Source organism: Rhizobium esperanzae, assembly GCF_014197615.1.
Classification (GTDB): Bacteria; Pseudomonadota; Alphaproteobacteria; order Rhizobiales; family Rhizobiaceae; genus Rhizobium; species Rhizobium esperanzae_A.
On record NZ_JACIFY010000030.1, the window covers coordinates 1 to 12,886 of the forward strand.

Annotated in this window: 8 protein-coding genes; 2 read left to right on the forward strand and 6 right to left on the reverse strand. The window is 62.8% G+C overall.

Annotated features, from left to right (window positions below; genetic code table 11):
* The first annotated feature begins 178 nt into the window (after positions 1 to 178).
* Positions 179 to 2,239, forward strand: a complete 2,061-nt coding sequence (locus GGD57_RS27615; protein WP_184473350.1) for an ATP-dependent helicase — start codon at positions 179 to 181, stop codon at positions 2,237 to 2,239.
* 7 nt (positions 2,240 to 2,246) lie between these two features.
* Here the strand turns inward: GGD57_RS27615 and GGD57_RS27620 are convergent, their stop codons facing one another.
* From GGD57_RS27620 to mscL, 5 genes are all read right to left on the reverse strand, one after another.
* Entirely contained in the window at positions 2,247 to 3,302 is a 1,056-nt protein-coding gene (locus GGD57_RS27620) for an enoyl-CoA hydratase/isomerase family protein (RefSeq protein ID WP_184473351.1), read from the reverse strand.
* Between the two features lie 125 nt (positions 3,303 to 3,427).
* Positions 3,428 to 5,386: a putative bifunctional diguanylate cyclase/phosphodiesterase gene (locus tag GGD57_RS27625; RefSeq protein ID WP_184473352.1), complete on the reverse strand. Its 1,959-nt coding sequence runs from the start codon at positions 5,384 to 5,386 to the stop codon at positions 3,428 to 3,430.
* Between the two features lie 125 nt (positions 5,387 to 5,511).
* Positions 5,512 to 6,546, reverse strand: a complete 1,035-nt coding sequence (gene galE / locus GGD57_RS27630) for a UDP-glucose 4-epimerase GalE (protein ID WP_184473353.1) — start codon at positions 6,544 to 6,546, stop codon at positions 5,512 to 5,514.
* Between the two features lie 193 nt (positions 6,547 to 6,739).
* Positions 6,740 to 7,906 carry a pyridoxal phosphate-dependent aminotransferase gene (locus GGD57_RS27635; RefSeq protein WP_184473354.1) on the reverse strand — a complete coding sequence of 389 codons (1,167 nt, stop codon included), beginning with the start codon at positions 7,904 to 7,906 and terminating at the stop codon, positions 6,740 to 6,742.
* A 121-nt stretch (positions 7,907 to 8,027) separates the two neighbouring features.
* The gene (gene mscL, locus GGD57_RS27640) at positions 8,028 to 8,465 is read right to left on the reverse strand and encodes a large conductance mechanosensitive channel protein MscL (protein ID WP_184473355.1); all 438 of its coding nucleotides are present in this window, start codon (positions 8,463 to 8,465) and stop codon (positions 8,028 to 8,030) included.
* A 221-nt stretch (positions 8,466 to 8,686) separates the two neighbouring features.
* Between mscL and GGD57_RS27645 the strand changes: the two genes are divergently transcribed.
* Complete coding sequence (locus GGD57_RS27645) at positions 8,687 to 12,205, forward strand: PAS domain-containing hybrid sensor histidine kinase/response regulator (RefSeq protein ID WP_184473356.1); 3,519 nt, start codon at positions 8,687 to 8,689, stop codon at positions 12,203 to 12,205.
* Positions 12,206 to 12,207: 2 nt separating this feature from the next.
* Here the strand turns inward: GGD57_RS27645 and GGD57_RS27650 are convergent, their stop codons facing one another.
* Positions 12,208 to 12,765 (reverse strand): TetR/AcrR family transcriptional regulator, encoded by a 558-nt coding sequence (locus GGD57_RS27650; RefSeq protein ID WP_184473357.1) that lies wholly within the window; start codon positions 12,763 to 12,765, stop codon positions 12,208 to 12,210.
* Positions 12,766 to 12,886: the final 121 nt, after the last annotated feature.

Genomic DNA, 12,886 nt, shown 5'->3' on the forward strand with positions numbered 1-12,886 from the left:
GACGATGGCACGATCGAAATCACGTTCGCATACCACAACGGCGACGAGGCCATACTAAAGGCCAAACAGGAGACTTCTTCAACAGCCTGCTAGACTTGACAGAACAGACAATCGCGAACATTCAAGGAACATCTAATCTTTCCCCAGTGATTCTGCGGAAGCCCGACCGGACGGCTGGATGTATCTCGAAAAGCTTAACCCCCAGCAGCGCATGGCCGTCGAACACGGCACGCTCACCGACGGCAGCCATATTGCCGGGCCGCTGCTGGTCATTGCCGGCGCCGGCTCGGGAAAGACCAATACGCTGGCGCATCGGGTCGCTCATCTGATCGTCAAGGGCGCCGATCCGCGCCGCATCCTGCTGATGACCTTCTCGCGCCGGGCAGCCGCCGAGATGGCGCGCCGCGTCGAGCGCATCTGCCGCGATGTGCTGGGTACCAATGCCGGCGTCATGGCCGACGCGCTCTCCTGGTCCGGCACCTTCCACGGCATCGGCGCGCGGCTGCTGCGCGATTATGCACAGCAGATCGGCCTCGACGCCGATTTCACCATCCACGACCGCGAAGACAGCGCCGACCTGATGAACCTCATCCGGCACGATCTCGGCTTTTCCAAAACCGAAAGCCGGTTTCCGGCCAAAGGCACCTGCCTTGCCATCTATAGCAGGGCGGTGAATTCGGAAACGGCGCTCGATGAGGTGCTGCGCGACGCCTTTCCCTGGTGCGCGACCTGGGAGAAACAGCTGCGCGAGCTTTTCGCCTGTTATGTCGAGGCCAAGCAGGCGCAGAACGTGCTCGATTACGACGACCTGCTGCTCTACTGGGCGCAGATGGTCGGCGAGAGCGTGATTGCCGAGGATATCGGCAGCCGCTTCGACCATGTGCTGGTCGACGAATATCAGGACACCAACCGGCTGCAGGCCTCGATCCTGATGGCGCTGAAGCCGCAAGGCCAGGGGCTGACCGTCGTCGGCGACGATGCCCAGTCGATCTATTCCTTCCGTGCGGCGACGGTGCGCAACATCCTCGATTTTCCCGCCGCCTTCAGCCCGGCCGCCAATATCGTCACGCTCGACCGCAACTATCGCTCGACGCAACCGATCCTGACGGCCGCCAACGCCGTCATCGATCTCGCCTCGGAGCGTTTCACCAAGAACCTGTGGACCGAGCGGCAATCGGCGGAGCGGCCGCGCCTCGTTTCGGTGCGCGACGAGGCCGAGCAGGCGCGTTATATCGCCGACAAAGTGCTCGACAATCGCGAAGAAGGCTTGAAACTCAAGCAGCAGGCCGTGCTCTTCCGCGCCTCGCATCACAGCGGGCCGCTGGAGGTCGAGCTGACCCGGCGCAACATTCCCTTCGTCAAGTTCGGTGGCCTCAAGTTTCTCGACAGCGCCCATGTCAAGGACATGCTGGCCGCGCTGCGTTTCGCCCAGAACCCGCGCGACCGGGTGGCGGGCTTCCGGCTGATGCAGATCCTGCCGGGCGTCGGGCCGTCGACGGCGCAGAAGGCGCTCGACCTGATGGCCGAGGATGCGAGGCCGATATCGGCGCTGGCCGAAATGCCGGCGCCGCCGCGCTCCGGCGAGGACTGGACTGATTTCGTTGCCATGCTGCAGGAGCTGAAATCCGGCAAGGCCGGCTGGCCGGCGGAAATCGGCCTGGCACGGCAATGGTATGCGCCGCATCTGGAACGGCTGCATGAGGACGCCGCCACCCGGCAGGCCGATCTCCTGCAGCTCGAACAGATCGCCGGCGGTTATGCCTCGCGCGAGCGGTTCCTAACCGAGCTCACCCTCGATCCGCCGGATGCGACCAGCGACCAGGCCGGCGTGCCGCTGCTCGACGAGGATTATCTCATCCTTTCCACAATTCATTCCGCCAAGGGCCAGGAATGGACGAGGGTCTTCATGCTGAACGTCGTCGACGGCTGCATTCCGAGCGATCTCGCCGTCGGCGCCACCGCCGAAATCGAGGAGGAACGCCGGCTGCTCTACGTCGCGATGACGCGGGCAAGAGACGGCCTCGATCTGGTGGTGCCGCAACGCTTCTTTACCTATGGGCAGAATTCGCAGGGCGATCGGCACGTCTATGCCTCACGCAGCCGCTTCATCCCGGCAACACTGCTGCAGTTCTTCGAGGCCTGCAGCTGGCCGCAGGTGAAATCGGATGCCGCCGCTCAAGCGCAGGCGCGGCAGGTGCGTATCGATGTCGGCGCGCGCATGCGCGGCATGTGGCGGTAGGCGGTCGTTAGAGCGAAAGCGGCGGTTCGGCCGGTTTGAGGAAACGCTCGACCGTTGCGGCCTCGACCGAGGCCGGCGACCATTTCGGATTGCGGTCCTTGTCGATGACGGCGGCGCGGATGCCTTCGAAGAAATCGGGATTATCCAGCATCTGCAGGCAGGCGCCGAGTTCGCGGTCGAGGCATTCGGCAAGCGAGACGCTGCGGCGGCCGGCCCGGAGCAGCCGCAACGCGAGCTTCAGGCTGGTCGGCGAACGGGTCGACAGCACCCGGCGCGTCTCGGCGGCGAAATCGCCCTCTTCGCCTGATAGTGCTGCCATGATCTCCTCGACCGTGTCGAAACGAAAGGCGCGGTCGATCAAGGCCGCATTCTGCCTGAGCCGGCTTTCTGCCGGAGGCTCGGAAAGCCCCCGCAACAGGGTATCGACATTGCTCGACGAACTGCCGCGTGGCAGGCCCGACAGGGCATCGATCACCGCGGCAAGCCGCGGCGAAGCGATCTGAAGGTCGGCAAGCCCGGCATGGATCGCGTCGGCGGCACCGATATCGAGCCCCGTCAGACCGAGCCATGTTCCGGCCTCGCCCGGCGCCTTCGGCAGCAGCCAGGTGGCGCCGACATCCGGGACATAGCCGATGCCGGTTTCCGGCATGGCGAGGCGGGTGCGCTCGGTGACGATGCGGTGGCGGCCGTGTGACGACAGGCCGACGCCGCCGCCCATGGTGATGCCGTCCATCAGCGCGACATAGGGTTTGGGATAGGAGGCGATCTGATGGTTGAGGCGGAATTCCTCGCGCCAGAAGGTTGCCGCCAGGCCATCGCCGGTACGCGCGCTCTCATGCAAAGCGCGGATGTCGCCGCCGGCGCAGAAGCCGCGTTCGCCTTCCCCCGATATGACGACGCTCGCCACCGCGGGATCACCGGCAAAGGCATGCAGCGCTTCGGCGATCGCACGGATCATCGGCAGCGTCAGGCTGTTCAGCGCGCGCGGCCGGTTGAGCCGGATCACGCCCGCAGTCCCCCGCCGTTCAATGATGACTTCGCCCGACCGTTCGCCGTCCTGCATGGTTCACCTCCAGCTTTTTGTTTTTGCGCAATTCCGGACGCAAACCGCGGCACACTTTTGCTGGAATTGCTCCCGACTAGGAATAGCCGAGGACGAGGCGCCGCTCCAGTCGATTCAAGCTCGGTTCAGGCAGACAGCGAATTGCGGGCGGCGGCGGCCGCGTCGCATCGGGCGGCATAATCGATGGCCAGTTCCAGCGGCAGCGGCCGCGAGAAATGATAGCCCTGCGCCAGGCGAACGCCCATCGCCTTCAACCCTTCAGCGATCGTTTCGCTTTCGACGCCCTCGGCGACGGAGGCGATGCCGAGATTCTGGCAGAGATTGGCGACCGAGCGGGTGATATTCATGCAACGGGCGTCGCGATCGAAATTCATCACGAAGGCCTTGTCGATCTTCAGCTTGTCGAAGCCGAGGCGATGGATATGGCTGAGGCTGGAATAGCCAGTGCCGAAATCGTCGAGCGCGATCGAGATGCCTGCAGCGCGCAGCATCGATATGACCTCGTCGGCGGTGTCGAAATCGGAGAGCAGCGCCGTCTCGGTGATTTCGAATTCGATTCGCCTGGGATCGATGCCGGAACGGGTGATCATGGCAAGCAGCGCCATCGAGGTCTCGTGGTCGCAGATATCGCGCGCCGAAAGATTGAAGGAGAGCTTGAGATGGCGGGGAATGATCGCCAGCGCTTCGAGCGCCTTGGCGAAAAGGATGCGCGTCATGCGGCCGATGACGGCGGTGCGCTCGGCAGCCGGAATGAAGGCTTCCGGGCTGATGCGGCCGAAGCGGGCACTGTCCCAGCGGGCGAGCGCCTCGTAACCGACGACGCGGCCGCTCTTCAATTCGACGATCGGCTGATAATCGAGTTTCAATTCCCGGGCGAAATCGCCTGCCTGCAGCTCGAGTTCGATCAGGTGGCGCTGCGTCAGGATCTTCTCGTGCTCGGCTGAAAAGAATTCAACGCCGCTGCTGCGCTTGCTCTTGACCTGGTAGAGGGCGAAATCGGCTTTTTCGTAGAGATCTTCGGCGGTGTATTCGCCGGCGTCGGGATAGACGATGCCGCAGGAGCCGAAAACCCGGACCGAGCCATCGGGGATTTCATAGGGATCGCGGACAGCGGCGCAAAGCGCCTGGCCGAGATCGGCGATTGCCTGGCGTGTCATCGAACAGGGGAAGATGATGCCGAACTCATCGCCGCCGAGACGGGAGACGATGCCCTCTTCGCCGACCAGCGCTGTAAAGCGGCGGGCGGTCTCCTTGAGCACGAGATCGCCGGCGGCATGGCCGAAGACGTCGTTGACGGGCTTGAAGCCGTCGAGATCGAGAATACCGATGATGGGCGGCCGGGACGGGTGCTTCTGCAGCCGCTGTTCCAGCGAGAGAAAGAAACTGCGGCGGTTGGCAAGGCCGGTCAGCTGGTCGTGCAGGGCGTTACGGCTGTTGACGAGGTTCAGGTCCTCGGCTTCCGCCCGCTTCTGCTTCAACTCCTCGGTCAATCGCACGAGGCCGACGAAGTTCTGGAAATAGCTGTCGATCACCCGCAGAAACGGCAGGATCAGGAAAAGACCGCTGACGGCGGTCGCGACGAAAACCGGATTGCCCGAGAACATGAAGGTCGCGACCATCGCCGAGAAGGTGATGACCGTGGTGAGCACCGCCGCCAGCGGCAGATGCATCAGGCAGAAGATGCAGGAAATCCCGGTGACGACCAGGAAATAGGCGATCTGGCCCTGCTGATACGCATCGCCATATCGGTAGAGCGCGATCGCCCAGCCGCCGAAAGCAACGCACAGGATGCAGGCTCCGGCTATGGTGACCTTCATCAGCCGGTAGGCCCGCTCGGCGGTAATGTCCTTGCCTCGTGTCTCCCACCAGCAGAGCCGGAAAATACAGACGATGCTCAAGCCGACCGGAATATAACAGGAGAGCCAGAGAGGCGCGGATTGGAGATGGGTGATTGCCACCGCAAGGGCATTGATGATCAAGAGAACATAGAGAATGGGGATCTGCGACGACAGGGCCTGGAACTGTGCCGTCAGAAAGGTCGGATTGTCTTTTTGCAGCCTCAACGAGGCTAGAAAGTTCCTCATCTTCTCTTGTTTCCGTTGGCCGGGGCCAGGAGATGCTCGATTTTTCTCTATTCACGTCATGTCATGCAGGTCCCGCAGGCACGGGGATGATCAACAGGCCGATGCGCACTCTCGCCGGGAGCGCTTCAGAAAGATGCGGCGGCGAGTGCCCGGTGGATGCTCTGCAGGTCGTCGACGTTTCTGTTTGCCAGGAACAGTTCCCAATCGAGCGAGCTCTGGACGATGGTTTCCAGCGAATCGTGCCGAGGCTTCCAGCCGAGCACCTGGCGAGCGAGCGAAGCATCAGCGACGACGCTTGCCGAATCGCCGGCGCGGCGCGGCGCCATGTGGATCTTGAAGGAATGCCCGTGCAGGCGCGTGACCATGTTCAGCACGTCGAGCACGGAATAACCGCTGCCATAACCGCAATTGGCAACGAGCGAGCCCTTGTCCCTGCGCAGGTGCTGCAGCGCTTTCAGATGGGCCTCGACAAGGTCGGTGACATGGATGTAGTCGCGCACGCCGGTGCCGTCATGGGTCGGATAATCGATACCATAGACGCTGACGCTGTCGCGCCGGCCGAGCGCTGCCTCGCAGGCAACCTTGATCAGGTGGGTGGCGCCTGATGTCGACTGGCCGGCACGATGGTCGGGATCGGCGCCGGCGACGTTGAAGTAACGAAGCGCGACATAGTTGAAATCATAGGCTGCGGCGGCATCGCGCAGCATGAATTCGGTCATCAGCTTCGACTGGCCGTAAGGATTTTCCGGATTGAGGACGGCCGTCTCCTTCACCGGCAGGTCGCTCTTCTGCTGACCGTAGACGGCCGCCGTCGAGGAGAAGACGAAGTTGCGGATGCCGGCCTTGATCGAGGAGCTCAGCAGCGCGCGGGTCTTGCCCGAGTTGTTGTCGTAATAGGAGAGCGGATCGGCGACCGAGACCGGGACGACGGCGGAGCCGGCAAAATGGATGATCGCCTCGATGTCGTTTTCGATGAAGATCTTTTTCAATATGTCGGGATCGGCGACGTCGCCGAGATAGAAACGCGCCGCCGGCGCCACGGCCCAGCGAAAGCCGGTGGAGAGGCAGTCGAGCACGACCACATCCTCGCCCGCATCGAGCAGCGCCCAAACCATGTGACTGCCGATATATCCGGCGCCGCCCGTCACCAAAACCGCCATGTCCCGCATCCCTGCTTTTGTTTTATAGCAGGGGCATCAGGCCCGGTTTTTCTTTCCAATTTTGTTATCGAACGGCCTTTGGAGGGCCTTTGAACCGGTATGTTTGGACTTGTGGTTAGAGGCCGATTTCGGGCTTTGCTCAAGTTTTATCGATCCGGCGATTCCGGCACAAAATGACCCGCCGGACCGCTGCTCAGAGCTTGAGGATATAATCGCAAAGACGCTCGGCTGCGATCGCCACCTGGGCGGGGTCACGCAGGAAACAGGCGCGCAGGAAGAGCTCGCCGCCGGCGCCGAACGCGGTTCCGGGAGCCAAGCCGACGCCCGTCTTGTCGACGATATCGATGGCAGCGCGGCGGCTGTCGGTGACGCCGTCGATCTTCAGGAAGGCGTATAGCGCGCCGTCCGGCTTCAGCGTCTCGACGCGGTTGGTGGCAACAAGCGCATCACAGAGAATATCGCGGGAGCGGGCCGCCTTGGCGATATTGGCGCGCACGAAATCGTCGCCTTGATCCAGCGCGGCGACGGCGCCCTTCTGCATGAACTGGGCAACGCCCGATGTCGAATATTGCACGAGATTTTCGAGCACCTGGCCCATCTCGGGCGGCGCCACGATCCAGCCGACGCGCCAGCCGGTCATCGACCAGTTCTTCGAGAAGGAATTGACGAAAATGATCTTGTCGTCAGGCTCCATCACGTCGAGGAAGGAGGGCGCCCGGCCGCCCGGAAAATAATAGAGGGCATAGATCTCATCGGCCATGATCCAGAGGTCATGCTTGCGGGCCAGCGCCAGGAGATCGGCCAGATCCTTCCTGGTTGCCGTCCAGCCGGTCGGGTTCGACGGCGTGTTGATGAAGAGGCCCCGGGTCTTCGGCGTGATGGCGGCTTCGATGCGGTTGAGATCGACTGCCCATTTGCCGCCTTCGAACTGCAGCTCGACACCGACCGAACGTGCGCCTGCGATCTCCAGAGCTGCGGCGATATTCGGCCAGGCGGGGGTCAGGTAGACGAATTCGTCACCCGGCGAGGTCAGCGTCTGCACGGCGATCTGGATCGCCTGCATGCCGGAGCCGGTGACATAGAAATGCTCGACCGGGAGCCGGACACCGAAATGCCTGCTGTAATAATCCGAAAGCGCCTGGCGAAGCTCGGGAATGCCGCGCTGCCAGGTGTAGAAGGTTTCGCCTGAAGCAAGCGCATCCATCGCCGCCCGGCTGATGAAATCGGGCGTCGGCAGATCGCCTTCACCGACCCAGAGCGGCAGCAGGCCTTCGCGGCCACGGGCATAATTGACGACTTCGACGATCCCGCTTTCGGGCGCCGCCATGGCGCGCGGGCTGAGGCTTTTGACGATCGACATGCATATCTCCGGTTTCCGCCTTCATAGCGGATTTGCACCGGCAAATCCCATGATAACAAGTGATGGCATATCGATTTTGGTGATGAGTGCCGGCCCGGCGGATGGCCAGGCCGGAAGCCCGTCAGACGGCCGGGCGCTTGGCCAGCAGGTCGCGGATCTCGGTCAGCAACTGGACGTCTGCCGGCGGCGGAGGCAGTTCCTCCGGTGCGGCCTTCTCCTTGCGCTCGACCTGGGCACGCAGGGTATTCACCCCCTTGACCATCAGGAAAATGATCCAGGCGAGAATGAGAAAGTTGATCAGAACCGTGAGGAAGCTGCCATAGGCAAACACCGCTCCCTGGGCGCGGGCGGCAGCAAGCGTCGGCGCGTTGACGGCCGACGAGAGCGGCAGGAAGTAATTGGAAAAATCGAAACCGCCGAAAATGGCGCCGACGATCGGCATGATCAGGTCGTCGACCAAGGATTTGACGATGCCGCCGAAGGCGCCGCCGATGATGACGCCGACGGCAAGATCCATGACATTGCCGCGGGCGATAAAGGCCTTGAACTCATTGAGCATCGGATCCGTCTCCCTCTGATGCAGTTCAACGATATGCAATTGTTTTTATTAGCACCATCTTCACCGCAATTAATCAATCGGCAATCGCAATTATTTCGCCATACTCCGGTGGGTTCTTTGACTTAAGGCCTAGACGACCGGGAATTTTCAAAGCCCCTGAAATAACTTAAGCTGATCCTGTTGCGGGAGGTCCCGGCGGGTTTCCCGCCGGCGGAGGGTCAATGCTTCCAGGCTGGGTCATATTCGCGTCTGCCTTCGGCTATCTGCTCCTGCTTTTCGCCGTGGCAAGCTATGGCGACCGCAAGAACCGCGGAACGGGCGCACTCGGCCCGGGCGCGCTGGAAGGCGGATGGCCTGTTGTCTATGCGCTGAGTCTGGCGATCTACTGCACCTCCTGGACCTATTTCGGCAGCGTCGGGCTTGCCGCGCAGCGCGGGTTGGAATTTGCCGGGATCTATATCGGCCCGATCCTGGTCTTCACGCTCGGCATGCCGCTGCTTCGCCGCATCATCGAGCTCGCCAAGGCGGAGAAGCTCACCTCGGTCGCCGATTTCGTCGCCGCGCGCTACGGCAAGAACCCGACGGTCGCGACGATCGTGGCGCTGATCTCGCTGATCGGCACCATTCCCTATATCGCGCTGCAGCTGAAAGCGATCTCCAGCACCGTCAGCGCCATGGTCAACCCTTCCGATTACGGCATCGGCAGCGGCAATCTCTATTTCCTCGACCTGCCGCTCCTCGCCACGCTGGTGCTTGCCTGTTTCGCCATCATGTTCGGCACCCGGCACACGGATGCGACGGAACACCAGGACGGTCTGATCCTCGCCGTCTCGATGGAATCCGTCGTCAAGCTCGTCGCCTTCCTGACGGCCGGCGTCTGCGTCATCTGGTTTCTCTTCGACGGTCCGGCCGACCTCTGGCAGAAGACCATCGACAATGCGCTTGTCATGTCGGCGCTGAACTACCATACGCCGATCAGCCGCTGGATCACGCTGATCCTGCTGTCGGCCTTCGCGATCATCCTGCTGCCGCGGCAATTCCACGTGACGGTCGTCGAAAACCGGACGCCGAAACAGCTGAAACTGGCGGGTTTCCTGTTTCCCACCTATCTCATCGCGATCAACCTCTTCGTGCTGCCGGTGGCGATCGGCGGGCTGCTGACCTTCGGCGGCAGCGGCAACGCCGATTTCTACATGCTGTCGCTGCCGCTTGCCGGCCAGATGCCTCTGGTGTCGCTGATCACCTTCATCGGCGGCTTCTCCGCCGCCACCGCGATGGTTATCGTCGATTCCGTGGCGCTGTCGATCATGGTGTCGAACGACATCATCATGCCGATTTTCCTCAGGCGCAAACTCGCCGGCCGCGCCAGCCAGCGCGACAATTTCGCCAAGACGCTGCTCAATATCCGCCGCAGCGCCATCTTCGCCGTGCTGCTGTTCGGCTATGCCTATTACCGCTCGACCGACAGCACCGCCGGTCTTGCCTCGATCGGCCTGCTTTCCTTTGCGGCGATCGCGCAAATCGCCCCTGCCCTGATCGGCGGGCTGATCTGGCGGCGGGCGAATGCACGCGGCGCAATCCTCGGGCTGACCTCCGGCTTCGTCATCTGGATCTATCTGCTGTTCCTGCCCTCGCTCGGCGGTCCCGATTATTCGCATGTGGCAAGCGCCGTGCTCGGCTTCATCTTTCCCGGGACGACGCTGTTTACCGCGCCCGATGCCGATCCGCTGGTCAATGCGACGGTCATGAGCCTGCTCGTCAACACCGCCTTTTTCATCGTAGGCTCGCTCACCCGCAATGCCAGGCCGCTGGAGCGCATCCAGGCCGGCATCTTCGTCAAACGGCATTCGCGCTCGCAATTTGCCACGCGCGGCTGGAAGACCCGTATCAGCGTCGGCGATCTCAAGGCGGCGATCTCACGTTATCTCGGCGAAGAGCGGATGCAGCGTTCGTTCACCACCTACGAGCAAAGCTCGGGCCGCAAGCTGGAGGACGAGCAGCCGGCCGACATGGCGCTGATCCATTTCAGCGAACAGCTGCTCGGCAGCGCCATCGGCTCGTCCTCGGCCCGGCTGGTGCTGTCGCTGATCCTGCAGAAGATCGAGGATGCCTCTTCCGACACCGCCTGGCTGCTCGACCAGGCGAGCGAGGCGCTGCAATATAACCAGGACATGCTGCAGACGGCGCTATCGCAGATGGACCAGGGCATCGCCGTCTTCGACAGCTCCAACCGGCTGACGATCTGGAACCGGCGCTTCCGGCAATTGCTGGATCTGCCGGAAAGTGCCGGCCAGGTCGGTTTCCCCCTGTCCGACATCGTCACGACGCTCAGCCAGCGCGGCGATATCGCGCCCGGCGATCTCAATCAGACGGTGCGGCATTTCCTGACCCTCGACAAACCCTTTTCGCTGGTGCTCGGCGGCGGCGAGCGGATCATCGAGGTGCGCTCCAACGCCATGCCGGACAAGGGCATCGTCGCCACCTTCACCGATATCACCCAGCGCGTCAGCGCCGACCAGGCGCTGAAACAGGCAAACGAGACGCTGGAGCAGCGCGTCGCCGAACGCACGGCGGAACTGACCCGCGTCAACCACGAACTCGCCGAGGCGCGCGCGGCCGCCGACGAGGCGAATATCGGCAAGACCCGCTTTTTCGCCGCCGCCGGCCACGACATCCTGCAGCCGCTGAATGCCGCCAGGCTCTATTCCTCGGCATTGGTCGAGCGCATGGCGCAATCCGACAACAGCCCGATCGTGCGCAACATCGATTCCGCGCTGGAATCGGTCGAGACCATTCTCGGCGCCGTGCTCGACATATCGAGGCTCGATACCGGCGCCATGCGGCCGCGGCTTGCCTCCGTCGCACTTTCCGATCTGCTCGAGCGGATCGAGACCGATTTTGCGCCGATCGCCCGGGAAAAACAGCTGAAGCTGGTGGTCATGCCGACATCACTGAGGGTCCGCTCCGACCCCAATCTTCTGCGCCGGCTGGTGCAGAACCTGGTTTCCAACGCCATCAAATACACGATCACCGGCAAGGTTCTGGTGGGCGCACGGCGGCGCGGCAACCAGGTGATCATCCAGGTGATCGACTCCGGCATCGGCATTCCGCCGTCGAAATTCCGCACGGTGTTCAAGGAATTCGCCCGGCTGGACGAAGGCGCCAAAACCGCCTCCGGCCTCGGGCTCGGCCTTTCGATCGTCGACCGCATCGCCCGCGTGCTCAATCATCCGGTCGAACTGCACTCGACACATGGCAAGGGCACTGAATTTCGCATCGCCATGCCGCTCGACGTCTCGCGCCCGGCCGAGGCCGCCCCCACCGCCGTCGCCGCCGACCGGGCGGGGCAGCCGCTCAAGGGGCTGAAAATCCTCTGCATCGACAACGAGCCGAAGATCCTCGAAGGCATGCGGCTGCTGCTCAGCGGCTGGGGTTGCGAGGTCACGGCACTCGATTGCCTCGCCGACGTGATATCGAGCGACGGCCGTGACGGGCCGCCGGATCTCGCCATCGCCGACTATCATCTCGACGACGGAACCGGCATTGCCGCGATCCTGCATCTGCGCCGGCAGTTTGGCGCCGATATCCCTGCCCTGATGATCACCGCCGACCGCACGCCGGAGGTGCGCAGCGAGGCTGAGCGGCACGACATCGCCGTTCAGCACAAACCGGTGCGGCCGGCGGCGCTGCGCGCCTATATCACCCAGATATCCGGCCTCAAACGCGCGGCTGCGGAGTAAGCTCAGTTCGTTGTGTTCATGACGCGGGCGACCAGATCGCGCACCCGCGCCGCATCCGGCACGTCGCCGAACAGAATGCGGTACATGATCGGCGCCACGAGCTGATCCATGACCAGATCGACATCAGGAAACCGTCCGCCGCGGGCCTTTGCCCGCTCGGCGATAACGACGATCTGCTGGCGGGTATATTCGCTGCATTTGCAGGCATTGGCACCCGCCTGCGCCGCCAGCACGTCGCGGATCATCTCGCGGCCCGGGCCGGAAGACATTTCCTCGGCATATTGCTCGGCCCAGGCTTGAAGATCGGCCTTGCCGCTGCCGGCATCGACCGGCTGCATATCCGGCCGCAGCCGTTCGACGGCGACATCGGCAAGAAGCGCCTGCAGGTCGCCCCAGCGGCGGTAGATAGTCGACGGCGTCACACCCGCCCTGGCGGCGATCAGCGGGATCGTCACCTCGGCGCGGCTCATTTCGGCCAACAGCTCGCGCACCGCCTTGTGCACCGATGCCTGAACCCTGGCGCTTCTGCCGCCCGGGCGGAGATTCTCTTTCACTGCCATGCCTGCAACCCGATCCCCCGATCCGATAGTTCAAAATCTTTGACAGCACCATAAACGCAAATAATTTGCCTTTACGCAGAACCTACATTACATGAAGCTAACGCAACGGCTTAGCTTTAAG